Genomic DNA, 24228 nt, shown 5'->3' with positions numbered 1-24228 from the left:
AAACGAATTCATACAGTTTAGAGAAGAGAGAACCCGACAAATGCTCAGTATCAAGAACCTGCACGCCTCCGTTGAGGGCAAGGAAATCCTCAAGGGCATCAACCTGGAGATCAAGGCCGGGGAAGTTCACGCCATCATGGGTCCGAACGGCTCTGGTAAGAGTACCCTGTCCCAGGTGCTGGCAGGTAACGAGGCATTTGAGGTTACCGAGGGTGAAGTCACCCTGAACGGCGAAAACCTGCTGGACCTGGAAACCGAGGAACGGGCCCGCGAAGGCATTTTCCTGGCGTTCCAGTACCCGGTCGAGATTCCCGGGGTCAGCAACCTTCAGTTCCTGCGCACTGCGGTGAACGCCATGCGCCATCATAAGGGCGAGGCCGAAATGAACGCTGCAGAGTTCATGAAACTGGCGAAGGAAGTGTCGAAGCAGGTAGACCTGGATCCGGCCTTCCTCAAGCGTGGCGTTAACGAAGGCTTCTCCGGTGGCGAGAAAAAACGCAACGAAATCATGCAGGCCCTGCTGCTGCAACCGAAGCTGGCGATCCTGGACGAAACCGATTCCGGTCTCGACATCGACGCCCTGCAGGTGGTTTCCAATGGCGTCAACGCCCTGCGTGCCGAAGATCGCGCCATCCTGATGGTGACCCACTACCAGCGCCTGCTGAACCACATTGTGCCGGATCATGTTCACGTGCTGGCCGGCGGCAAGATCGTCAAGTCTGGCGGTCGCGAGCTGGCCCTGGAGCTGGAAGAACGCGGTTACGGCTGGCTCGGCATCAAAGACGAAGAAGAAGCAGCAGCCAACTCAGCCAATTGAGGGAGAGCGGAATGAAACCAGCACCAACACTTTCCGCCGCGTTCCTTTATCCGGCCGGGCAATCGCTGCCTGAGCCGCTGCTGGCGCTGCGTAAACAACGGGGCACGGCACTGGTGGACATGCCACTGCCGACCCGCAAAACAGAAAACTGGAAGTACTCCAGCAAGTACCTGAAGCTGACCGACGACATGGCCATTTCACTGCCGGCAGAGCACAAGGCCGGCAGCAGTCTGGCGGTGCCCGGCTACAAAGTGTCGTTCCTGAATGGCGTGATGATGCCGGAAGCCAGCGACTATCCCGATCTGGACGGCATCACCATTGAACGCTTTGCCGATCTGGATGACGACGCGGCCGCCAGCCTGGCGGATCGCATGGACAGCACGCTGGATAACAAGGCCGTGCAGATGGCCCGACTCAACTCCGCCCGCTTCGAGGACGGCCTGTTGATCCGCCTGAAGCCGGATGCCGTGCTGGACCAGCCGCTGTTCATCGTCCACGAAGTCAACGCCGACGCCAGCGGCTCCGCCTATCCACGCATTTTTGTGGATGCTGGCCGCCACAGCCAGATCACCCTGGTGGAGGAGTACATCTCCAGCGGCAGTGAAGCCGTTATGGTGAATACCGTTACGGAATTCACCCTGGGAGACGGCGCCAACGTTACCAGCATTCGCCTCAACACAGAAGGCGAGAATGTGCAGCATATTGGCGCAACCGGCGTTCGCCAGCAGCGCAGCTCACGCTTTGAAAGCCACTGCGTAGGCTTCGGCGGCCCGCTGCGCCGGCACGACCTGCAGGTGCGCCTGGAAGGCGAAGGTGCCGAGTGCAAGCTCAATGGCGTGGTTGTCACCCAGGGCAAACAGCACTACGACAACCACACCACCATCGAGCACGTGGCGGCGCACTGCAACAGCGAGGAAACCTATCGCAACATTGCTGCCGACCAGTCACATGCCGTGTTCAATGGCCGCATCCATATCCACCAGGACGCCCAGAAGTCCAATGCGGACATGAACAACAAGAACCTGCTGCTGTCTAACGGTGCAGAGATAGACACCAAGCCTGAGCTTGAGATCTACGCCGATGACGTCAAGTGTGCTCACGGCGCAACGATAGGCCAGTTGGATGAAGTATCGTTGTTCTACCTGGTGTCTCGCGGCATTGGCCGTCGGGAAGCCAACGTTCTGCTCACCATGGCCTTCATTAATGAACTGGTTGAGCAGATTCCGGTGGAACAGGTACGGGATACCGCCCACACCCGACTGAACCAGTTCTTTGATCAGACATTCGAGGGGGCGTGACCGGTTATGACAGATCTGTCCGTGGCCAACACAGCCAAAAAAACAGCGTTTGACGTTGACGCCATTCGCCGTGACTTTCCGATCCTGTCACAGCAGGTGAACGGCAAGCCGCTGGTGTACCTGGACAATGGTGCCTCGGCCCAGAAGCCGGTGGCCGTGCTGGATGCCATGGACCGTTATTACCGGGAGATGCACTCCAATGTTCACCGTGGCGCCCACACCCTGGGCGACCGCGCTACCGTGGCATTTGAAGGGGCCCGGGAAACCGTTCGCGAATTCCTGAATGCCGACAGCACCAGGGAGATCATCTGGACCCGGGGCACCACCGAGGCCATCAACCTGGTGGCCAATGGTCTGGCACCGCAGCTGAAACCCGGTGACGAGATCCTGGTCAGCCAGATGGAGCACCACGCCAATATCGTACCCTGGCAGATGATCGCCGAGCGCACGGGCGCGAAAGTGGTGCCGGTACAGATCACACCGGAGGGCGAACTGGACCTTGAGTCCTTTAACAGCCTGCTCAATGACCGCACCCGCATTCTGGCCATCACCCACGTTTCCAACGTGCTGGGCACCGTCAACCCGGTGGCGGCACTGGTGCAACAGGCAAAAGCGCGGGGCGTGCTGACCCTGTTGGACGGCGCCCAGGCGGTGCCCCATTACAGGCCGGACGTGCAGGCGCTGGATTGCGACTTTTACGTGTTCTCTTCCCACAAACTGTTCGGCCCCACCGGTATCGGCGTGCTGTATGGCAGGGCACAGCTGCTGGAAGAGATGCCGCCGTATCAGGGTGGTGGCGAGATGATTGAACGGGTGTCGTTCGAGCGCACCACCTGGAACACCCTTCCCTACAAGTTTGAAGCTGGCACTCCGGCGATTGCCGAAGCGGTTGGTCTGGGCGCCGCCATCGAGTACCTTGGCCGCCTTGACCGGCGGGCACTGGAGACGGCGGAAAAGGCCTTATTGGATCGCGCCAACCAGCTGGTGGAAACCGTTCCGGGCATGGAAATCATTGGCACTGCGAAGCACAAGGTTCCGGTCATGTCCTTTAAAATTGCCGGCCTGCACCCCAGTGATATAGGAACGCTGCTTGATCAGCAGGGCATTGCCATTCGCACCGGCCACCATTGCGCCATGCCGTTGATGGATTTCTACGGAGTTCCCGGTACAGCCCGGGCCTCCTTTGCGTTTTATAATACGCTGGACGAGGTGGAACAATTGTTCACCGCACTGCAGAAAGTCCAGCGCCTGTTTGCCTGATGGAGGTGGAATCATGACAGCTGAAGTCTTCACCCCGACCGTTGCCGTCACCATGACGCCAAGTGCGGTCAAGCACGTGCGCAAACAACTGGACAAGAAGCCGGACGCCATGGGTATCCGGCTCGCCATCAAGAAGAGTGGCTGCTCCGGTTTCAAGTATGAGACACATTGGGTCGAAGAAGCCGCCTCCGATGACAAGGTGTTTCACATTGATGGTGTGGACGTGTACGTAAAAGAGGAACACCTGCCATTGGTGAATGGTATCGAGATTGATTTCGTCACTGAGGGCGTGAACTCCATGTTCCAGTTCCGCAACCCGAATGCGACCGCCGAGTGCGGATGTGGCGAGAGTTTTACCGTAGCGTAGGTCGGATTAGCGTAGCGTAATCCGACATCAAAGACAGAAAACAGCGAGGCCAGAACAGGCATGCAAGAACGGGAAGTTGTCCTGACCAAACGCGAGGTGGAAGCCCGCCTTGTTCCTGCCGGAACCGAAATCATGATTCCGTCGGATACCTTTGTGACCATCACACAGTCACTGGGCGGCACCTTTACCGTTGCGGTCAACGGCAACCTTGCCCGCATTGAGGGTCACGACGCTGATGCCCTCGGCAAGCAGCCACTGGAAAGCAGCTTTGACACCCCGGAAGACGGCACTGTTAACGAAAACCAGGTGTGGGAAGCCATGCGTAACTGCTACGACCCGGAAATTCCGGTCAACGTGGTGGACCTCGGCCTGATCTACGAATGCAAGATCGAGAATGGCACCGAAGATGGCAATCACGTCTACATCAAGATGACCCTGACCGCCGCGGGGTGTGGCATGGGCCCGGTGATCACCGATGATGTCCAGCGCAAGGTCGAGTACGTCCCCAATGTCGACAAGGTGACGGTTGACCTGACCTTTGATCCGCCCTGGAACAACGACATGCTCACCGACGAAGCCAAGCTTGAACTGGGGATGCTGTAAATGACTGCCTGCGAACAGACCTTTCTGAACAATCCGCTCGGAAAAGACACCACCCTGGAAGACGTTCTGGACGGCTTCGAGTTTCTGGACGACTGGGAAGAGCGTTACGCCTTCATCATTGACCTTGGCAAGCAGCTGCCGTCCTTCCCGGATGAAGCCCGCACCGAGGAAAACTACGTGCACGGCTGTCAGAGCCAGGTCTGGCTGATTCATCACTACGATGAGGAGAGCGGCAAGCTGTTTCTGCTGATCGACTCGGATGCCATGATCGTGCGCGGCCTGGCCGCCATCATCCTGGTGGCCCTGAACGGCAAGACCCCAAGGGATCTGCTGGCCACAGACATCGATGAGCTTTTCGAGAAACTGGATCTGTTCCGCCACATCTCCCCGACCCGTGGCAATGGTCTGCGCGCCATGGTTGGCAAGATTCGTGATACCGCTGCCAGAGTTGCCGCCGCCTGATCACCAGACGATGGCAACATCATCCCGCTGAATATTGATCTCACCGCCGGACAGCGGCATCGTGCCGTTACTGAAATCCGGGTGGACGTTGTTCAGGGTCAGCCGGGTCTGGCTGTCAGACAGCTCCGGCGTTCCCCCGAGCGAATCGAAGAAGCTCTCACTCCGATATAAATGCAGTTCGTCCCCCGGACGCAGCCCTGCTGTAGCGCCGGACGCCAGCGTCACCTTGCTGCCATCGACACGAGTGATGCGAGTGATAAATGGCTGGCAAGCCAGAGCTTCCTGAACCGCCGCGCCCATGTCCGCCATCACCTTATCCACCGCCTGACCATACTGAGTTTCCTGGAAGCCCGCCGAGTCGAACCCAGCGGACGCACCGGGACCGGCATCCCACTGTGCTTCGGTGGCAAACCGTTGCTGATAGACCGGCGCACCACTGAACCCGTCAAATACCATCATGTCCGCCACAAAGCGCCGGTTCTGATTGGCCAGGCCCGCACCCCGCTGCATCCTGTCCAGAACAGACGTGCCCCAGGCCGAAGGATCCGACACGCCGAGATCGCGAATCACGCCCGTTACCACGAACTGTACATCCAGCTCGCGGGCCACCTGAATGACATTGGTCAGCCGGTTATCAAACTTCTGCTGAGTAGGTGCGTTCAACAGATCCTGGAACAGCCTGGAAGTTGTGGCACCGTATACCTGGAGGCGACCGGTCTCTCTCAGGGATGCCTGCAACTGTTGCGGCAAGATTTCGCCGGCGTCGCCAATGCGGCCAACCCTCGCCTGATCCGGATACAGAATCGGAAAGCCAGTGACGGCCACCCGTTTCTTCAGGCCAGCTGCGTCACCGGAACTGCACCGGCTGCTTTCAGACACTTCCGCCCTGACCGTTATGCGTAGCAAATCTCCACTACGATACTCATCGACGATCCGGGCATCCCGGGCACGGGCAGAGGAAGCCACCTGCAGGCGGGATTCAGTGATGACACCGTTTTCCATCGTGTCGCGGCTACTGATTTGTGCTTCGTACTGCAACGCAACGTCCCGTAGCGCGGCTTCGCGGGCCTTGTCCCGGGCGGCATCCACGTTACCGCTATAGATGGTGGCATGCCCTACTCCCTCCAACACAACGGCGTTGGCCATCGGCGTGACCAGCAGGCTCAGTACAAGCAGTAAACGGATGGTGTTCATATTCATTCAGTTACCCAATCGGACTTTCAGTCGCGCGGATCAATCAAGGTAGTACAGGGAATCAACACTGCGGGCTTGCACATCCCCCGTATTGCCGCTGTCACGAGGCACGGGAATCGGACACAGATCCTGAACCTGGGTGTCGGACACCTGAGCTACACAGGAACGAAATTCCGTCTCCAGCTTCAGCTCCATCACGGTTTCGATCACGCCATCACTGTGCTCATTGACCGCCACCATTTTCGCCCCGCGAATATAGCTGTCCACATAAGTACGGAACATGTCATTGCTCAACACAAAGTCGCTGACAGTGGAACTCCCAAAGATGACGGTCCCGTAGACCCGCTCTGCCAGATTACGATAGGCATCGAGCTGAGACGCTCGGCGTGCAAGCAATCGTTTGCGGGTATTCAAGCGGTCCCTGGACACATCTTCATAGGTTCCGAAACCGCTGACCCGCACCGTAATCGGTTCCAGGTCGCGGTTGTCGCCGCCATTCTGATACTGGCCAACTGGCGCGCACCCCACCATCACAGCAGCCAATACCGATACGAATATCCATCGCAGGGTCATGTTCATTCTCCGCAAACGCTTATGTGCAAACCACCATGAAAAAATCACGCCATGTTGCATAGGTGATTGATAAATTGTGAATAACCCTGAAAGCGCCCGTTCCCCCACACCATAAGCGGCAAAAACCTACCGCCATTTACACCAATAAAACAAACCGTTACCGCTTCACGGATGCTAAATGTCAGGAACTTCCTTAACCTGAACCTCGTGTAACGTCTGACCCCATGAAAACTCTAAAGACAAAACAGGAAGATACATGACCGAAAACCACCTGACCAAGCTGGCCATTGCTATCGGACTTTCGCTAGCCACCACGGCTACCCTTGCAAGCCCCCAACAACCCATGTCGTCCCGTTCTTTCGCCATGGGCGGTACAGGTGTGGCCGTAGCTCACCCGACATCGTCAGGCCTGGCCAACCCCGCTTTGCTGGCTTCCGATCAGAGCAACCGGTCCGATAATTTTGGTCTGACCCTGCCTTCCGTCAATGCCCGCTTCGCGGATGAGGAAGATACCATCAACCAGGTTGACGACATCCAGAGCAATATTGATCGCTTTGCGGAGCTGAATCGCACATCTGACTCCGATGAAGCCCGCCGTATTGCTGGCGATCTGCGCCGCCAGCTCAACGAATTCGATGAAGACACTGTACGAGTTGATACGGGCCTGGCCATTGCTGCCGCAATCCCCACCGAAGAGTCCTCGGTTGGCTTCTTCTCCACCGGCAATTTGCGAGCAACGGTCCGCGGCGAATTTGATGAACGGGACGAAGCGTTCCTCCGGGGGCTGGAAACAGCAGACGAAGTGACACTGGCAACGGCTGATCTGGACCGGGACCTGCAATCCCGTGGCAGTATTCTTGCTTCGGCAGTAATCGAGGTTGGCGTCTCCCTCGCCCGATCAACGGAACTGTCGGATGGCAGCGCCTTCCAGATCGGCTTTTCACCGAAATACGTCCAGCTTCGCACCTTTCAGTACACCGAGCGGGTATCAGGCTTTGAAGACGACGACTTCGACGGCAGTGAATTCGAGACCACCAAAAGTGGACTGAACTTCGACCTTGGGATGGCTTATTCTTTTGGCGAAGATAGAGAGTGGACCGCTGGCGCCAGTGTAAAGAACCTCATCCCGATGGACCTTGAGTCCGCTGCCAGCCGGCCGGAACTGGGCGAAGAAAAGAGAAAGCTCAAGCTCCATCCGATGATCACCACCGGTATTGCCCACAAAGGCCAGTTTCACGTGCTGACCGCCGAACTGGACCTGACCGAAAAGGAAGCCTTTGGCTACGAAGACGATACCCAGTGGCTGGCCCTTGGTGCTGAATTCGATGCATTCGGGTACGCCCAGTTGCGTGCCGGCGCTCGTCAGAATCTGGCGAGTAACGACGATAACGATGGCGCAGAGGAAGAAACCCAGTTCACCGCCGGCATCGGGCTGTCGCCATTTGGCGCTCGCCTGGATATAGGCGCGCTCTACAGCGACACGGAATTCGGTGCAGCCATCGAGTTGGGCGCGACTTTCTAAGCCGGGAGAACGGTTTGCCTCCGCCGCCGCTACCACCGATAATCCCCGGATCATTTTCGGGCATTGGAGAACTTCGGGACCCATGGAAACCTATCTGGTTGGTGGCGCGGTACGGGACGAACTGCTGAGCCTGGAGGTCAAGGACCGCGACTGGGTTGTCGTTGGCGCCACACCTGAGGAGATGCTCAAACAGGGCTTCAAGCAGGTCGGCGCCGACTTCCCGGTTTTCCTGCACCCCGATACCCGAGAGGAATACGCCCTCGCGCGTACCGAACGCAAGGCCGGCCGGGGCTACCATGGCTTTACCGTCTACAGCGCGCCTGACGTCACCCTGGAAGATGACCTCCAGCGCCGCGACCTCACCATCAATGCCATGGCCATGTCCACGTCAGGAGCGCTGATAGACCCTTTCAACGGCAAGGCCGATATAGAGGCACGGCTCCTGCGCCACGTCTCAGAAGCCTTCGCGGAAGACCCCCTGAGAATACTCCGTACCGCTCGCTTCGCGGCTCGCCTGGCCCCCATGGGATTCCGGGTTGCCGACAGCACCCTGCAGCTCATGCAGAAGATGACCGCTTCCGGCGAGGTTGATCACCTGGTGCCCGAGCGGGTCTGGCAGGAAATCCAGCGAGCCCTTCACGAAAACGATCCAGCCACCTTCTTTGAGGTGCTCCAGGCCAGTGACGCTCTTTCGGTGCTGATCCCTGAACTGTCAGACACCTCGACACTGGCATCAGCGCTGAGATCGCTGAATTGTGTTTGTGCCACGGATGCGGATACCGCAACCCGCTTCGCGGTGTTACTCGCCCACCTCCCCGAAAGCCAGGCCAGTCAACGGGCGCAAGCACTCAAGGCCCCTAACGATTGCCAGGACCTGGCACGCCTTGCCAGCCGGCTGGCACCGCAGGTTCGCGAACAGTCAGACGGCGGGATGACTGAACAGGGCCTCCTGACCCTGCTCGATGAGGCGGACACCTGGCGGAGGCCAGACAGGTTCCAGCGGCTGCTGGCAGCCCTCACCTGCACCCTGCCCGACCAGTATGCGGCTGCCATTGACCTGCTGCGGGAGTCTGCCAACGTTGCGTCCAACGTGGATGCGAGAGAGCTGATGGCCCGGGGTCACAAGGGCAAGGCACTGGGAGAGGCCATCCGGAAGGAAAGATTACACCGCATCGCTGAACTGCTGCCCGAACACCCGCACTGAAAACACCGCCTGCCCGACCGTGGCTTTGGTGCTTGGCGGCTTTCCGTTACAATGCGGTCAGTTGCCACCCTGCCTGCGCGGGTACTCAGATTCGCTTGCGCCTTCAGAACCGGAGAGAATCCATGCGTGATGTTGTCATCGTAGCTGCCAAACGTACCGCTGTCGGAAGCTTTGGCGGAGGCCTTTCAAGCCTGCGCGCCGACCAGTTGGGGTCCGCCGTGATCAAGGCTCTGCTTGAAGAAACCGGAGTCCCGGCTAACCAGATCAACGAAGTGGTCCTGGGACAGGTTCTGACCGCCGGCTGCGGCCAGAACCCGGCTCGCCAGGCCTCAATCAATGCAGGCATTCCGGCTTCGGTGCCCGCCATGACCATCAACAAGGTCTGCGGCTCCGGCCTCAAGGCCGTTCACATGGCGGTCCAGGCCATCCGCACCGGTGACGCCGAACTGATGATTGCCGGCGGCCAGGAAAGCATGAGCCAAGCGCCCCACGTGCTGCCCAACAGCCGCAACGGTCAGCGTATGGGTGACTGGAACATGGTCGACACCATGATCAAGGACGGCCTGTGGGACGCGTTCAACGATTACCACATGGGCGTCACCGCCGAGAACATTGTCGGAAAATACGGCATTAGCCGCGAAGAGCAGGATGCGTTTGCCGCGGCGTCCCAGCAGAAAGCCGTTGCCGCCAGTAACGCCGGCTATTTTGACAGCCAGATTGTTCCGGTCAGCATCCCCCAGCGCAAGGGCGATCCGCTGGTCGTCGACAAGGACGAAAATCCCCGCGATGGCGTCACTGCCGAAGGTCTGGGCAAGCTGCGTCCGGCGTTCCAGAAGGATGGCACGGTAACAGCCGGCAACGCCTCATCACTGAACGACGGTGCAGCTGCCGTGATTGTATGCAGCGCCGAGAAAGCGAAGGAACTGGGCCTGACACCTCTGGCTACCATCAAGGCACATGCCAACGCAGGCGTTGACCCCACCATCATGGGCACCGGCCCGATTCCCGCGAGTCAGCGCTGCCTCAAGCTTGCCGGCTGGAAAGTCGATGACCTGGATCTGGTGGAAGCTAACGAAGCCTTTGCTGCCCAGGCCATTTCCGTTAACCGGGAAATGGGCTGGGATACCGGCAAGGTCAACGTCAACGGCGGTGCCATTGCCATTGGTCACCCGATTGGTGCGTCTGGCTGTCGGATCCTGGTCACTCTGCTGCATGAGATGACCCGCCGCGATGCAAAAAAGGGCCTGGCCACCCTGTGCATCGGTGGTGGCATGGGTGTCGCGCTTGCCGTCGAGCGCTGATTGCATGCTGCATGTGGTGCTCTACGAGCCGGAGATTCCGCCCAACACCGGGAATATCATCCGGCTCTGCGCCAACACCGGTTGCCAGCTGCACCTGATTGAACCCCTGGGCTTTAACCTGGAGGACAAACAGATGCGGCGTGCGGGCCTTGATTACAGCGAGTACGCCACGGTAAAGGTGCACAAGGACTACCAGGCCTTCCTGGAGAGCGAGCAGCCGGAAAGGCTGTTCGGGCTTACCACAAAGGGCAGCCAGCACTATCATCAGGCCCGCTTTCAGGATGGCGATTACCTGATGTTCGGCCCGGAAACCCGCGGGCTGCCGGAGGACATTCGCAACGGACTGCCACCGGAACATCGCCTGCGGGTGCCCATGCGACCACAAAGCCGGAGCCTGAACCTGTCCAACACAGCCGCACTGGTGGTTTACGAAGCCTGGCGACAACTGGGATTTGAAGGTGCGGTCTGACCCCCGACCCACTTCGGCGAGACATAAAAAAACCGGCAAAAGCCGGTTTATTTATGAAAGCAGATACCTGAACAATAACCTCAGTGAGTCTGCTCTTCTTTTCCTGTTCCTTCGCCCTCTTCCTGCTTGCGCTTGAGCGCCTGGGCGTAGATCGCATCAAAGTTCACCGGAGCCAGCATCAGGGCCGGGAAGCTGCCCTTGTTAACGATGCCGTCGATCGATTCACGGGCGTAGGGGAACAGAATCGTCGGGCAATAGGCACCCAGCATCTGCCCCAACTGCGGGCCTTCAATACCCTGGACCATGAACACACCCGCCTGCTGAATCTCTACAATGTAGGCGACCTTTTCGCCCACTTTTGCCGTCACGGTCAGCGACAGCACCACTTCGTACTGGTTGTCGCTTACCTTGTTGTGAGAAGTGTTCAGATCCAGGTTCACCTGCGGCTTCCACTGATCCTGGAAAACCAGCGGTGAATTCGGCGATTCGAAGGACAGGTCCTTCACATAGATACGCTGAAGCGCGAACTGGGGTTGGTTCTGGTTATCGCTGCCTGCAGCGCCTTGCTGATTCTCAGCCATGTTCAATCCTTTTCGTTTCTCTGACAGTGACCACCGGGGTCACCATTTTTATATTAAGTATTTTACTTCTTGACCAGAGGAAGGTTACTGCCTTTCCAGTCGGCAATGCCACCATTGAGGCGGACCACGTTCTCATATCCTTCCGCTTTCAGCTGCTTTACCGCCATGGCGGAATGCTGGCCCATTTTATCCGCCACGATGATCTGCTTATCCTTGAACTTCTTCAACTCACTGGCGCGACTCTTGATCGCATTGAGCGGAATGTTCACGGAACCGGTAATGCGGCCTTCACCAAACTCCTTGCGGTCACGTATATCCACCACGACGGCTTCATCACGGTTGATCAGGCTTACCGCACCCTGGGCTGAGATTTTCTGTCCGCCACGGCGGGATTCCAGCACAAGAATCGCTAGCAGGAACGCCACAAACAGCGATACCAGAACATAGTGGTTGACGGCAAATTCAATAAACCTGTCCATGAAAACACCCAGTTAATTAGTTTGGCGGGATTATACACACCCTGAACCAGTGACAGAAGGCAGACCTCCGTGGCCTAGCGGAATGAAAACGGTTAGAATCTGCACTCTTGTTTACAAACTTCCAAACCATACCGGATTGAGTGATGACCGCAACGCGTAAGCCGACTGCACTGATTATTCTGGACGGCTGGGGTCACCGTGACCCTGCCGAAGACAATGCCATCAGCAACGCCAACACCCCGTTCTGGGACAAACTCTGGCAGCAGAACCCCAAAACCCTGATCAATACCTCCGGTATGTTTGTGGGGCTGCCACAGGGTCAGATGGGTAACTCCGAAGTCGGCCACATGAACCTTGGCGCCGGCCGCGTGGTCTACCAGAGCCTGACCCGCATCGACAAGGATCTGGAAGACGGCACCTTCGCCAGTAACCCGACGCTGTGCGCGGCAATCGACAAGGCCGTCAGCAGTGGTCGTGCGGTGCACCTGATGGGCCTGCTGTCGCCCGGCGGCGTACACAGCCACGAAGAGCACATTCTGGCAGCCGCCGAACTGGCCGCCGCCCGGGGCGCAAAAGAAGTCTATGTTCACGCCTTCCTGGACGGTCGTGACATGCCGCCACGCAGCGCCAAGCCTTCCCTGGAGAAAGCCGCTGCCAAGCTGAAAAGCCTGGGTGTCGGCCGCGTAGCGTCCATTGTTGGCCGCTATTACGCCATGGACCGTGATAACCGCTGGGACCGCGTGGAAGCGGCCTACAATCTGATGACCACCGGTGATGCCGAGTTTACTGCCACAGACCCGATATCCGCTCTGGAACTGGCCTACGAGCGTGGCGAAAACGACGAATTCGTTGCACCAACACGCATCCATGAAGCAGGCGAGCCGGAGGGCACCATCAATGACGGTGACGCCGTCCTGTTCATGAACTTCCGTGCCGATCGTGCCCGGGAAATGACCCGCTCCTTCGTAGAAAAGGACTTTGAGGGTTTTGAACGGCGCAAGCACCCGGAGCTGGCGGATTTCGTTATGCTCACCGAGTACGCCGCTGATATCCAAACGTCCTGCGCCTACCCGCCCGAACAACTGGTCAACGGCCTGGGTGAATATGTGTCCAACCTGGGCAAAACCCAGTTGCGCATTTCAGAAACCGAAAAGTACGCCCACGTCACCTTCTTCTTCAACGGCGGTCTTGAAACACCGTTTGAAGGTGAAGACCGGATCCTGGTGCCCTCTCCGAAAGTGGCAACCTATGACCTGCAGCCGGAAATGAGTGCACCGGAAGTCACGGACAAGCTGGTGGAAGCCATCAAGAGCGGCAAGTACGACCTGGTGGTGTGCAACTATGCCAACGGCGATATGGTTGGCCATACCGGCAAGCTTGACGCCGCGATCAAAGCTGCGGAGTGCATCGACCACTGCGTGAAGCGTATTACGGAAGCGCTCGAAGAAGTGGGTGGCGAAGCGCTGATCACCGCGGACCATGGCAATTGCGAACAGATGACGGATCCCAATTCCGGGCAGGTCCACACCGCGCACACCATTGGCCCCGTGCCACTGATCTACACCGGTCCGCGTCAGGTCACCCTGCAGGATGACGGCAGCCTGAGCGATGTGGCACCGTCCCTGCTGACGCTCATGGGCCTGGATCAGCCAGCGGAAATGACCGGGCACAGCCTGGTAAGCATCGGTTGAGAGATCGATTGTTTTCCCCACGATTACTGGCAGCGGCACTGATACTCAGTGCACTGCCAGTGCTGGCCAATCAGGACGTCACTCCCGGCCAGATTGAAGAGCTGAAAGAACAGATTGCCGACATTGACCAGTGGCTGGCAAAGGCCGAGAAGGACCGTTCATCCCTGGAGCAGCAGCTGACCGGCATCGAACAGGATATCAGCCGCCTGACCCGGGAACGCCGTGAGCTGCGCCAACAGGCGGAAGAACAGCAACAACGCCTGGCGCAATTGCAGCAGGAAGAAAGAGATCTGAATCGCACCCTGGCCAGCCAGCGCGAAAGCTTGAAAAAGCAGATTCGCGCCGCCTGGATGGAGGGCGATGCGCCTGCAGTGAAAGTCCTGCTTAATGAGATTGATCCCGACAGGATCGCCCGCACAATGACCTATTACGAATACCTCAGCCGGGACACCGTCCAGCGTCTTGAGGTGTTCAATGCCAATCTTCGCCAGCTGAGAGAAACCCAGCGAGAGGCTGAGGCTACCCGCGCTCGATTGGGCAAGCTGGAAGCCGATGTGGCAAAACGCCAGGAAAAGCTCACCAACAACAAAGCCCAGCGCAAACAGACCCTCGCAGCCCTGGACAACGAAATCAGCGAAAGAAAAGATGAACGCAAAGAGCTGGAAGCTGACAGGGCGCGCCTGGAGAAACTGCTGCGCGAGGTGGAAAAAGCCATTGTCGACATCCCGACACCCAACGAGTCCGCCCCGTTCAAGTCACTGAGAAACAAACTCCCCTGGCCCGCCAGAGGCAGGGTTTTCAGTGGCTTTGGCGCCCCCTATGCCGACGGCAAACTCCGCCGTAACGGACTGCTGATGAACACCTCCGAAGATGCGGACATCAAAGCCGTACACTATGGCAGGGTGGTCTTTGCCAACTGGCTGCGGGGCTTCGGCCTGATGACGATTGTCGACCATGGGGATGGCTACATGACGCTCTACGGCCATAGCAGCAGCCTCTACACCAGCCCCGGAGACTGGGTAAAACCCGGCGAGGCCATTGCGGCGGCAGGGCGCACCGGCGGTACCGAAGACCCTGCCCTCTATTTCGAGATTCGCCGCAACGGCAAGCCGGTGAATCCCCGCAGTTGGCTGGCAAAATAGATACACTTCCGGTTATCGGGACCGAGGGCTGACAAACCCGGCCAGTGACGCCATACTGTCCCGGTATACAGGGGACTGCTCAACCATCGGAATATACACAGGATAAGTGAATGAGACGGGCCAGAAGTACACACAACACCAAAATCATCCGCGCACTGACTCTGATTACCTGCTTTATTGCTTTTCCCGGCCTGATTCATGCTCAGGAAGCCGATGACCGTACCGGTGAGCTTCTCGATGGCGTCGAGAATGGCGAACGCGTCCAGATTCAGCTCCCTGATCCCGAAACACAGCTCCCCCTTGATGACCTCCGCAAGTTCACCGAAGTCTTCAGCCGCATCAAGGACGCCTATGTGGAAGAAGTAGAAGACCGGCAACTACTGGAAAGCGCGATCAAAGGCATGCTGTCCGAGCTGGACCCCCACTCCACTTACCTTGCCCCCAAGGATTACGAGCAACTGGAAGAAAGTACCTCCGGTGAGTTCGGCGGTCTGGGTATCGAAGTAGGCATGGAGGACGGCTTCGTCAAAGTGATTGCCCCCATTGACGACACCCCGGCACAGAAAGCAGGCGTGCAGGCCGGCGACCTGATCATCAAACTCGGCGACCAGCCGGTCAAGGGCATGTCCCTGGAGGAAGCGGTCAAGCTGATGCGCGGTAAACCCGGCACAGTCCTGACCCTGACCATTATGCGCGAAGGCGAAAGCGCCCCGATCGAGATTGATGTTGAACGTGACATCATCAAGGTGACCAGTATCAAGTCTCGCCTGATCGAGAACGGCTATGGCTATCTCCGCATTACCCAGTTCCAGGCCGATACCGGTAGCCAGTTTGTCGATGCCCTGAACAAACTGAAAGAAGAGAATGGCAATGACCTTGATGGCCTGGTGATTGACCTTCGCAACAACCCGGGCGGCGTCCTTCAGGCAGCGGTTGAAGCGGCAGACGCCCTTCTCGACGGCGGCCTGATTGTCTACACCGAGGGCCGCATACAGAGCTCGCGCCTGCGCTTCAATGCCAAGGCCGGTGACGTCATGGAAGACACGCCTATTGTCGTGCTGATCAACGGGGGCTCCGCGTCTGCTTCGGAAATCCTCGCCGGCGCACTCCAAGATCACGAACGTGCGGTGGTCATGGGCACCCAGTCTTTCGGCAAGGGCAGCGTTCAGACCGTTATTCCCCTGGATGAGACCCACGCCATCAAGATGACAACCGCCCGTTACTACACCCCGGACGGTCGCTCCATTCAGGCCAAGGGGATCAAGCCGGACATTGAAGTGAGACCGGCTGAATTTCAGGAGATTGACGGCCGGCCGTTCTTTACCGAAGCGGACCTGAGCGGCCACCTGGAAGGTCAGAGTGAAGGAAAGGAAGCACCCACACCCGAGCAGGAACAGGACGCGTCGGCAGCGGAGCAGGATTTCCAGCTACGCTCCGCGCTCAACCTGCTCAAGGGCCTGAAGATTCTGGATAAGCGCGGCAACAAGGTCCGCGCCGATAAAACGGAATAATGCCCTTGAGACTGCTGATACCACTGCTGGTCGCAACACTGCTGACATCCGTGGCCCGGGCTGAAGAGCCCGGACCAACCCGCGAGGGGGAGATGCCCCCCACTATCGCCATCATCATTGATGACATGGGGCATAACCTGCATGAAGGCAAACGCCTGATTAACCTGGAGCAACCGGTTACCCTGGCCTTCCTGCCCTATCGGCGCCACACCGTGGCTCTGGCAACGCTGGCCCACCAGAAGCAAAAGGAAGTCATGCTTCACGCCCCCATGGCGAACACCCGAAATTTCGGGCTGGGCCCCGGCGGGCTAACGCCGGAGATGGACAGACAGAGTCTGAAGACCACACTGCGCCGGGCGCTGCAATCCATCCCTCACGTTAAAGGCGTGAACAATCACATGGGCAGCCTGCTGACCCAGCAATTACAGCCCATGGACTGGGTGATGTCCGAACTGGACCTGTATCCGGTGTACTTTGTCGACAGTCGCACTATTGCTTCCTCCATTGCCGGCCAGGTCGCTGGCGCCTATCGCATCCCGACCCTGACCCGGGATGTCTTTCTGGATCATGAGCAAACCGAGGAATTTGTCGACCGGCAGTTCCGTCTTCTGGTTAAGCGGGCGCGAGAAAACGGCAGTGCCATCGGCATTGGACACCCACACAAGGTGACGGTGGACTACCTAGAGAAAAACCTGCCTAAGCTGGATGAGCAAGGCATCGCGGTCGCAACGGTGAGCGGCCTGTGGGCGATCCGGAATAACAATCAACAGATGTTTGCCGAAGGTGAGAAACAGCCGATCCGGACAACCTACGCCAGGGGCGAATAGGTCTACAAGATCAGGCCTGAGCTGTCGGATCAGGCGAAGCCGTAATCCGACAAACCCTATTTAATCCCTGACTTCTATTCCCTGAGCCTTCATAAACGCCTTGGCCTCGGGGATGGTGTGCTGGCCAAAATGGAAAATCGAGGCCGCCAGCACCGCATCCGCACCGCCGTCGGTTACTCCGTCCGCCAGATGCTGCAGCTCGCCAACACCACCGGATGCAATCACCGGCACCGATACCGCATCACTAACCGCACGGGTCAGTCCGAGATCAAAGCCAATCTTGGTACCATCCCGATCCATGCTGGTGAGCAGCAATTCACCGGCGCCCAGCTCGGTCATCTTGCGCGCCCATTCCACTGCATCCAGGCCGGTCGGTTTGCGACCGCCGTGAGTGAAGATTTCCCAGCGCGGCGCTTCACCCTCGGCTGATACCCGCTTGGCATCGATCGCCACCACAATGCACTGGCTGCCGAAGCGGTCGGCGGCTTCCCGCACGAATTCCGGGTTGAACACGGCAGCGGTATTGATAGACACCTTGTCAGCGCCGGCATTCAGCAGCTTGCGGATATCTTCGACGGTCCGCACGCCACCGCCCACGGTCAGCGGGATAAAGACTTCTGCCGCCATACGCTCTACGGTTTCGTAGGTGGTGTCACGGCTTTCGTGACTGGCAGTGATGTCCAGGAAGGTAATCTCGTCCGCACCCTGTTCGTTGTACTTGCGGGCCACTTCCACGGGATCACCCGCGTCACGGATATCGACAAAGTTCACGCCTTTCACCACGCGGCCCTTGTCCACGTCCAGGCAGGGAATGATGCGTTTGGCCAGTCCCATAGTCGTGTGTCCTTATGCCTTGAGGCTGTCGCAGTAGGCCTGAGCCTCTGCCACATCCAGGGTGCCCTCATAAATGGCGCGCCCGGTGATAGCGCCAAGGATACCCTTCTCGGCCACGGTCGCCAGGCGCTTCAGGTCATCCATGTTGGTGACGCCACCAGAGGCGATGACCGGAATACCACCGGCTTCGGCCAATGCAGCGGTCGCTTCAACGTTCACGCCCTGCATCATGCCGTCACGGCTGATGTCGGTATAGACAATGGAATCGACGCCGTCGTTGGCAAAGCGTTTCGCCAGGTCGGTGGCCATGACTTCAGACACTTCCGCCCAGCCGTCGGTCGCGACCCGGCCGTCTTTGGCGTCCAGCCCAACAATGATGTGACCCGGGAATTTCTTGCACATCTCGGTGACAAAGTCCGGCTCTTTCACCGCCTTGGTACCAATAATCACCCATTGCACACCGGCTTTCAGATACGCCTCGATGGTTTCAGCAGAGCGGATGCCGCCGCCAATCTGGATTGGCAGATCCGGGTACTTGCGGGCGATGGCCTGGACGATTTCACCATTAACCGGCTCACCGGCGAAGGCACCGTTCAGATCGACCAGGTGCAAACGACGGGCACCGGCTTCCACCCAGCGGGTGGCCATATCAACGGGATCGTCACCGAACACGGTGGAGTCGTCCATGCGTCCCTGACGCAGGCGAACACATTTGCCGTCTTTCAGATCAATGGCGGGGATAATCAGCATTTTCCAGTCCAGTCAGTAAAATTCTTCAGTAACTGCAGCCCCGCCCGGGCACTTTTCTCCGGGTGGAACTGCGCTGCAAAGATATTGTCTTTCGCCACTGCAGCGGCGAGATCAACGCCGTAATGGCTGCGACCGGCGATATCGGCGTTACCTTTGGCTTCGGCGTAGTAGCTGTGCACAAAGTAGAAACGGTCGCCGTCGGGAATGTTGTGCCAGAGCGGGTGTTCGACAGTCTGATAGACTTCGTTCCACCCCATATGTGGCACTTTCAGACGCTCGCCGTTTTCCGTCAGGTTGTCACCGAAGTAACGCACCTGAGACGGGAACAGGTCGATACAGTCGACGCCGCCGTTTTCTTCGCTGCGGGACATCAGCGCCTGCATGCCGACGCAGATACCCAGGAACGGGCGATCCTGCGACACTTCGCGCACCAGGGTGTCGACCCCCAATCGGCGGATTTCGGCCATGCAATCGCGGATCGCACCGACACCGGGCAAGATTACCCGATCGGCTTCGCGGATCTGATCGGCATTGTCAGTGACCAGTACGGTGGTGTCCGGGGCTACGTGCTCTACCGCTTTTTTAGCAGAGTGAAGGTTGCCCATGCCGTAGTCGATAATGGCAACGGTTTTCATGGTAATGCGGTGTCCTTCGATGACCGGTTACAGTGAGCCTTTGGTGGACGGGGTAATACCCGCCATTCGCTCGTCCATCTCGATAGCCATACGCAGGGCGCGACCGAAGGCCTTGAATACTGTCTCAATCTGGTGGTGCGTATTCTTGCCCTTCAGGTTATCGATGTGGAGGCTCACCATGGAGTGGTTCACGAAGCCATGGAAGAACTCTTCGAACAGGTCCACGTCAAAGCCGCCCACGGCAGCCCGGGTGTAGGGAACGTCCATCATCAGGCCAGGCCGGCCCGACAGGTCGATCACCACCCTGGAAAGGGCCTCATCCAGTGGCACATAAGCGTGACCGTAGCGACGGATACCCTTCTTGTCACCAACGGCCTGCTTGAAGGCCTGACCGAGGGTGATGCCAATGTCTTCCACGGTGTGGTGGTCATCAATGTGCAGGTCGCCCTTGGAGACGATGTTCAGATCCACCAGACCATGACGGGCGATCTGATCCATCATGTGCTCAAGGAACGGCACACCGGTGTCAAAGGTGGATTGCCCGGTACCGTCGAGGTTGATCTCAACGGTGATCTGCGTTTCAAGGGTATTTCTCTCTACCCGAGCCTTACGTTCGGCCATGGGGACTCCAGGTTATGAATAGGCACAATGCCGGAAACTGATTGTTTGCGGATTATACCTTTTCTGAATCCCCGAGTCCCACCATGACCTTCAATGGAGTTGATAGCTTCCCTGTCAGAAGGCTTTCTTGAGGTTATTCATGTAGGTATCCACCAAGCTGTTGAACTCGTGCTTGATGACCGGACTGATGGCCAGCTTCAACATGCCGGGCAGTGGCACAGTGAGTTCGGCTTTGGTCTGGAACTTGACGGCGGTGACGTTATCCCCTTTGGAGGTAATCGTCCAGGAGCCACGAACCACGCCGTTGCCTTCACCCTTTACCGGTTCCCAGGTAATCCTGCCGCTGCTCTTGTCAGCGGCATACTTACACGCATAGACGGACTGAATGGCGTGCTTGTCGACACCCACCTTCTCCATCTCCCAGCGATAGGCGTTGTCGCCCAGGTCCACCAGCTTGTCCACTTTCGGGAAGTGGCTGGCAGAACGGGGCACATCGGCGAGAAGATCGAATACATCATCGTAACTGCCCGGTATGTCCAGTTCCCGGTTCAGCTCGATCGATACAGTAATAGCCACAGCCAGCTCCTTTTTGTCTCTGAAGAGTTATTAAAGTTATTACACGTTATTGTCAGAAAACAGTTCGCTATTTTGGCCTATCACTAACGTATTGTCATACATACGCGCTTTTATTTTGTTACCCCTGCGTTATCCTTAACTCTGTTCGCCCTGCGCTGCCCGAACGCATAAAAATGGAAGGAAGCCCGAATTATGAAAGCTGTTCGCTACATCGCCTTCGCCATCATCGGCCTGATTATCCTGGCAATTGCCGCTGTTGCGGTTGCCGTTATGGTTATCGACCCCAACGCCTACAAACCCCAGATTGAGAAAGCCGCCGAAGACAACACCAATCTCGACCTCATCCTGGGCGGTGATATCGGCTGGTCTTTCATCCCCCTCGGCCTGGAACTCAACGATGTGGAAGCCACCCTTGAGGGCGAACGCTTCGTCCGACTGGATCGACTGGTGGCCCAGCTGGACTTCTGGTCACTGATCGCCATGTCGCCGCAAGTGAACACCTTCCTGCTGGATGGCCTGGATGCACGCCTGAACGTGGATAAAGACGGCAATGGCAACTGGACCCGCATCATGCCGGAAGGTGACGTAGCTGACAGCCAGCAGCCTGCCGAGGAACAGCAAGGCGAGCCGGTCCAGGAGGACACCGAAGCCGGAGGCGGCGAGCCTCTGAACTTCAACGTGGAGAACGTGGAAATCAGCAACGCCCAAGTTCACTACAACGATGCAAGCACTGGCCAGTCCGTGACCCTGGAAGACTTCACAGTGAATGCCAGTGACATCACTCTGGGCAGCAGCTTTCCGCTGGATATCAGTTTCCGGGTTGAAACCAACCAGCCCCAGCTTGCAGTGGACGGCCGCCTGAGCGCCCTGCTCGCCGCAAACGAAGCGCTGAACGAATTTGGCATCTCTGACCTCGAAGCGGTATTCGACATGAAGGGCGAACCGTTTGGCGGCAAGGCGGTGACCGCCAAACTGGCCGGCGCCATCGAAGCCAACCTCGAGAACGAGACGGCCAGCATTAACGGTCTCACCGCCAGCCTCGCCGACCTGACAATCAACACCGACCTGTCGGTTCAGGGTTTTGGTGACAATCCTAAGCTGGACGGCACCCTCAGCATTGACGAATTCTCCCTCAGGAAACTGCTGGCAGCCCTTGGTCAGCCAGCCATAGAAACCGACGATCCGGATGTCCTCAAGGCCATCTCATTCTCTACCAAAATCGGGGGGCCGGCCGGCTCGGTGGCGCTGAGTGACCTGTCCATCAGCCTCGATGACACCACCTTTACTGGCGGAGGCAGCTACACCCTGAACAACAGCGCCGTTGCGCTGAACCTTCAGGGGGATGCCATTAATGCAGACCGCTACCTGCCGCCCACGCCGGAAGAGGATCAAGGCGGAGCCGCCAGCGAACAAGAAAAAGACAGCACGGAGAAGACCGGCGGCACCGCTCAGGCATCGGCCGAGGAAAGCGACCTGCTGCCCCTGGAAACCCTGCGCAGTCTTCTGCTGGATGTTGATCTTGGCCTGGGCGAGCTGATCATCAGCAACCTCACCATCAACGAGATCAAATCGTCCATTACCGCCAAGAATGGCGTGCTGAAAGTGGACGAGTTCAGCGGCAAGCTGTACGACGGCAGCTTCGGCGCTAATGTCACCCTGGACGCACGCACGGATAGTCCGAAATGGGCAATCGGCTCCAAGGTCAACAATGTGCAGACCCTGCCATTGCTGACGGATCTGGCCGAAGTCGACATGCTCTCCGGTGGCGCCAACCTGTCAGTGGATGTCAAAACCACCGGCAACAGGATTTCCGCCCTGCGAAACAATGCCAAAGGCGAAGTCGGCTTCAACCTCGCCAAAGGCGAGTTCCGAAAAATGAACCTGACTCGCATGGCGTGCCAGGGCATTGCACTGGCAAATCAGGACACCCTGAGCACCAGTGACTGGGGCACCATCACACCCTTCAACGACATGAAGGGCACGCTGAAGATCGACGGCAACACCCTCAACAACACTGACCTGGTCGCGGCCCTGGCCGGCATGCGCCTGGAAGGCGACGGCACCGTCGACCTGCAGCAAACCAACCTGGACTACGAGTTGGGCCTGCGGATTGTTGGCGAAATTCACCGCGATGAAGCCTGCCGCGTAACCGAGTACGTTAAGGACGCAGTCATCCCGGTTGAGTGCCGCGGCAACTTCTCCGAAGACCCTGCTGGCCTGTGCTCCTTTGACGGTTCCCGCTTCCGGGACACCCTGAAGGACATCGCTGCCAACGCGGCAAAGGCAAAGGTCAAGGAAGAAACCGATCGCGCCAAAGACAAAGCCAAAGAAAAAGTTCAGGAAAAAATCGACGAACAACTGGGAGAAGAAGGCGACAAGATCAAGGACGCGGTGAAGGGGCTGTTCAACCGATGAGTGACAGTTTCGCCCGGGATTTGCTCGCATGGTACGACGAACACGGCAGGCATGACCTGCCGTGGCACCACAACCGCACCCCTTATCGGGTCTGGGTATCGGAGATCATGCTGCAGCAAACCCAGGTCACCACGGTGATTCCCTACTTCCAGGCCTTCATGCAGCGGTTCCCGGATGTTCAGGCCCTGGCGGAGGCGCCGGAGGACGACGTACTCAGCCACTGGTCCGGCCTTGGCTATTACGCCCGCGCCCGCAACCTGCAGAAAGCCGCCAGAACCGTGGTTAACGACTTTGGCGGCGAATTCCCGGCGGATCAGGAAAAGCTGGAATCCCTCACCGGTATCGGCCGCTCCACAGCGGCTGCCATTCTGGCCCAGGCATTCGGCAAACGGGCGGCTATTCTCGACGGCAACGTCAAACGCGTACTCGCCCGCTACCATGCGGTGCCGGGCTGGCCGGGACAAACCAGGGTACTCAACACCCTGTGGGAGCATGCCGAAAAGCATACCCCGGATAACCGGGTACGGGACTATACTCAAGCCATCATGGATCTGGGCGCCATGGTGTGTTCCCGCACTCGCCCCGCATGCGAGACATGCCCACTGCAACGCGGCTGCCTTGCCTACAGGAAGAGCGAAGTCAGCCTTTACCCCGGTTCAAAGCCCAAGAAGGCGAAACCGGAGAAAACCACCTGGATGGTCATCCTCGAAGACAGCGAGGGACGCATCATGCTGGAAAGACGCCCTCCCAGCGGTATCTGGGGCGGCTTATGGAGTCTTCCCGAGCTTGACCCCGCATTCAGCTCGGATGAGCTTCCCGAGGCCTGTGAGCAGGCGTTTGGCTTTGACTGCAGCGATGCCGAACTGATTGGTGGCTTTCGCCACACCTTCAGCCACTACCACCTGCATATCCAGCCCGCGAGGCTTTCAGTGAACGCCAGTAACACCATCGCTGACAATGACAGCCAGCGCTGGCTGCACCGGGACCAGGCCCTCACTCTGGGCCTACCTGCTCCGATACGCACGCTGCTGACCAACCCCGAGCAAACCGCATTGCTCTGAGCTCACACACTGACCGGCCCCCACCACGATCTGTT

25 protein-coding genes are annotated in these 24228 nt (G+C 58.2%); 16 read left to right on the top strand and 9 right to left on the bottom strand.

What is annotated here, in order from left to right; translation table 11 throughout:
• The first annotated feature begins 40 nt into the window (after nucleotides 1-40).
• From sufC to Q0Y21_RS01715, 6 genes are read left to right on the top strand one after another with little or no spacing between them, the layout of a single operon-like run.
• The gene (gene sufC, locus Q0Y21_RS01740) at nucleotides 41-817 is read left to right on the top strand and encodes a Fe-S cluster assembly ATPase SufC (protein ID WP_297790948.1); all 777 of its coding nucleotides are present in this window, start codon (nucleotides 41-43) and stop codon (nucleotides 815-817) included.
• A gap of 11 nt (nucleotides 818-828) precedes the next feature.
• Entirely contained in the window at nucleotides 829-2115 is a 1287-nt protein-coding gene (gene sufD, locus Q0Y21_RS01735) for a Fe-S cluster assembly protein SufD (protein WP_297790946.1), read from the top strand.
• Nucleotides 2116-2121: 6 nt separating this feature from the next.
• Nucleotides 2122-3375 (top strand): cysteine desulfurase, encoded by a 1254-nt coding sequence (locus Q0Y21_RS01730; protein ID WP_297790944.1) that lies wholly within the window; start codon nucleotides 2122-2124, stop codon nucleotides 3373-3375.
• A gap of 13 nt (nucleotides 3376-3388) precedes the next feature.
• Nucleotides 3389-3742 (top strand): iron-sulfur cluster assembly accessory protein, encoded by a 354-nt coding sequence (locus Q0Y21_RS01725; RefSeq protein ID WP_297790942.1) that lies wholly within the window; start codon nucleotides 3389-3391, stop codon nucleotides 3740-3742.
• Nucleotides 3743-3802: 60 nt separating this feature from the next.
• The gene (gene sufT / locus Q0Y21_RS01720) at nucleotides 3803-4345 is read left to right on the top strand and encodes a putative Fe-S cluster assembly protein SufT (RefSeq protein ID WP_297790940.1); all 543 of its coding nucleotides are present in this window, start codon (nucleotides 3803-3805) and stop codon (nucleotides 4343-4345) included.
• Entirely contained in the window at nucleotides 4346-4807 is a 462-nt protein-coding gene (locus Q0Y21_RS01715) for a SufE family protein (RefSeq protein ID WP_297790938.1), read from the top strand.
• Here Q0Y21_RS01715 and Q0Y21_RS01710 read toward each other — a convergent pair whose 3' ends face one another.
• A complete protein-coding gene (locus tag Q0Y21_RS01710; RefSeq protein WP_297792467.1) occupies nucleotides 4808-6001 on the bottom strand; it encodes a flagellar assembly protein T N-terminal domain-containing protein in 1194 nt (397 codons plus the stop codon).
• A 39-nt stretch (nucleotides 6002-6040) separates the two neighbouring features.
• The gene (locus Q0Y21_RS01705) at nucleotides 6041-6574 is read right to left on the bottom strand and encodes an LPP20 family lipoprotein (RefSeq protein ID WP_297790936.1); all 534 of its coding nucleotides are present in this window, start codon (nucleotides 6572-6574) and stop codon (nucleotides 6041-6043) included.
• A 256-nt stretch (nucleotides 6575-6830) separates the two neighbouring features.
• Here Q0Y21_RS01705 and traF point away from each other — a divergent pair, with 256 nt between their 5' ends.
• The 4 genes from traF (at nucleotide 6831) to trmL (ending at nucleotide 11070) form a co-directional block, all read left to right on the top strand.
• Nucleotides 6831-8096, top strand: coding sequence for a conjugal transfer protein TraF (traF, locus tag Q0Y21_RS01700; protein ID WP_297790934.1), 1266 nt, complete (start codon nucleotides 6831-6833; stop codon nucleotides 8094-8096).
• An 82-nt stretch (nucleotides 8097-8178) separates the two neighbouring features.
• A complete protein-coding gene (locus Q0Y21_RS01695) occupies nucleotides 8179-9300 on the top strand; it encodes a multifunctional CCA tRNA nucleotidyl transferase/2'3'-cyclic phosphodiesterase/2'nucleotidase/phosphatase (protein ID WP_297790932.1) in 1122 nt (373 codons plus the stop codon).
• 122 nt (nucleotides 9301-9422) lie between these two features.
• Complete coding sequence (locus Q0Y21_RS01690; RefSeq protein ID WP_297790930.1) at nucleotides 9423-10601, top strand: acetyl-CoA C-acetyltransferase; 1179 nt, start codon at nucleotides 9423-9425, stop codon at nucleotides 10599-10601.
• 4 nt (nucleotides 10602-10605) lie between these two features.
• Complete coding sequence (trmL, locus tag Q0Y21_RS01685; RefSeq protein WP_297792465.1) at nucleotides 10606-11070, top strand: tRNA (uridine(34)/cytosine(34)/5-carboxymethylaminomethyluridine(34)-2'-O)-methyltransferase TrmL; 465 nt, start codon at nucleotides 10606-10608, stop codon at nucleotides 11068-11070.
• Nucleotides 11071-11150: 80 nt separating this feature from the next.
• Here the strand turns inward: trmL and secB are convergent, their stop codons facing one another.
• Nucleotides 11151-11651 carry a protein-export chaperone SecB gene (gene secB, locus Q0Y21_RS01680; RefSeq protein ID WP_012136779.1) on the bottom strand — a complete coding sequence of 167 codons (501 nt, stop codon included), beginning with the start codon at nucleotides 11649-11651 and terminating at the stop codon, nucleotides 11151-11153.
• A gap of 62 nt (nucleotides 11652-11713) precedes the next feature.
• Complete coding sequence (locus Q0Y21_RS01675; protein WP_297790927.1) at nucleotides 11714-12130, bottom strand: rhodanese-like domain-containing protein; 417 nt, start codon at nucleotides 12128-12130, stop codon at nucleotides 11714-11716.
• Between the two features lie 143 nt (nucleotides 12131-12273).
• On the opposite strand from Q0Y21_RS01675, the gene gpmI reads away from it, so the two are divergent.
• The 4 genes from gpmI to Q0Y21_RS01655 all read left to right on the top strand — a co-directional run bounded on the left by gpmI (nucleotide 12274) and on the right by Q0Y21_RS01655 (nucleotide 17301).
• Nucleotides 12274-13821 carry a 2,3-bisphosphoglycerate-independent phosphoglycerate mutase gene (gene gpmI, locus Q0Y21_RS01670; RefSeq protein ID WP_297790925.1) on the top strand — a complete coding sequence of 516 codons (1548 nt, stop codon included), beginning with the start codon at nucleotides 12274-12276 and terminating at the stop codon, nucleotides 13819-13821.
• 8 nt (nucleotides 13822-13829) lie between these two features.
• Nucleotides 13830-14963: a peptidoglycan DD-metalloendopeptidase family protein gene (locus tag Q0Y21_RS01665; RefSeq protein WP_297790923.1), complete on the top strand. Its 1134-nt coding sequence runs from the start codon at nucleotides 13830-13832 to the stop codon at nucleotides 14961-14963.
• 110 nt (nucleotides 14964-15073) lie between these two features.
• Nucleotides 15074-16474 (top strand): S41 family peptidase, encoded by a 1401-nt coding sequence (locus Q0Y21_RS01660; RefSeq protein ID WP_297790921.1) that lies wholly within the window; start codon nucleotides 15074-15076, stop codon nucleotides 16472-16474.
• Nucleotides 16474-17301: a divergent polysaccharide deacetylase family protein gene (locus tag Q0Y21_RS01655; RefSeq protein ID WP_297790919.1), complete on the top strand. Its 828-nt coding sequence runs from the start codon at nucleotides 16474-16476 to the stop codon at nucleotides 17299-17301. The genes Q0Y21_RS01660 and Q0Y21_RS01655 overlap by 1 nt, the downstream gene beginning before the upstream one ends.
• Before the next feature lie 60 nt (nucleotides 17302-17361).
• Here Q0Y21_RS01655 and hisF read toward each other — a convergent pair whose 3' ends face one another.
• From hisF to Q0Y21_RS01630, 5 genes are all read right to left on the bottom strand, one after another.
• Nucleotides 17362-18135 carry an imidazole glycerol phosphate synthase subunit HisF gene (gene hisF / locus Q0Y21_RS01650; protein WP_297790917.1) on the bottom strand — a complete coding sequence of 258 codons (774 nt, stop codon included), beginning with the start codon at nucleotides 18133-18135 and terminating at the stop codon, nucleotides 17362-17364.
• A 12-nt stretch (nucleotides 18136-18147) separates the two neighbouring features.
• On the bottom strand, nucleotides 18148-18885 hold the full coding sequence (gene hisA, locus Q0Y21_RS01645) for a 1-(5-phosphoribosyl)-5-[(5-phosphoribosylamino)methylideneamino]imidazole-4-carboxamide isomerase (RefSeq protein ID WP_297790915.1): 738 nt from the start codon (nucleotides 18883-18885) through the stop codon (nucleotides 18148-18150).
• Nucleotides 18879-19520: an imidazole glycerol phosphate synthase subunit HisH gene (gene hisH / locus Q0Y21_RS01640; protein ID WP_297790913.1), complete on the bottom strand. Its 642-nt coding sequence runs from the start codon at nucleotides 19518-19520 to the stop codon at nucleotides 18879-18881. The genes hisA and hisH overlap by 7 nt, the downstream gene beginning before the upstream one ends.
• Nucleotides 19521-19547: 27 nt before the next feature.
• A complete protein-coding gene (gene hisB, locus Q0Y21_RS01635; RefSeq protein ID WP_012136788.1) occupies nucleotides 19548-20141 on the bottom strand; it encodes an imidazoleglycerol-phosphate dehydratase HisB in 594 nt (197 codons plus the stop codon).
• Nucleotides 20142-20255: 114 nt separating this feature from the next.
• Entirely contained in the window at nucleotides 20256-20717 is a 462-nt protein-coding gene (locus Q0Y21_RS01630) for an SRPBCC family protein (protein ID WP_297790909.1), read from the bottom strand.
• A gap of 192 nt (nucleotides 20718-20909) precedes the next feature.
• On the opposite strand from Q0Y21_RS01630, the gene Q0Y21_RS01625 reads away from it, so the two are divergent.
• Nucleotides 20910-23132 carry an AsmA family protein gene (locus Q0Y21_RS01625; protein WP_297790907.1) on the top strand — a complete coding sequence of 741 codons (2223 nt, stop codon included), beginning with the start codon at nucleotides 20910-20912 and terminating at the stop codon, nucleotides 23130-23132.
• Nucleotides 23129-24193, top strand: coding sequence for an A/G-specific adenine glycosylase (gene mutY / locus Q0Y21_RS01620; protein ID WP_297790905.1), 1065 nt, complete (start codon nucleotides 23129-23131; stop codon nucleotides 24191-24193). The genes Q0Y21_RS01625 and mutY overlap by 4 nt, the downstream gene beginning before the upstream one ends.
• The last annotated feature ends 35 nt before the right edge of the window (nucleotides 24194-24228 follow it).

This window comes from uncultured Marinobacter sp., from assembly GCF_947259545.1.
Classification (GTDB): Bacteria; Pseudomonadota; Gammaproteobacteria; order Pseudomonadales; family Oleiphilaceae; genus Marinobacter.
This window is presented reverse-complemented; position numbering and strand designations above follow the sequence as displayed.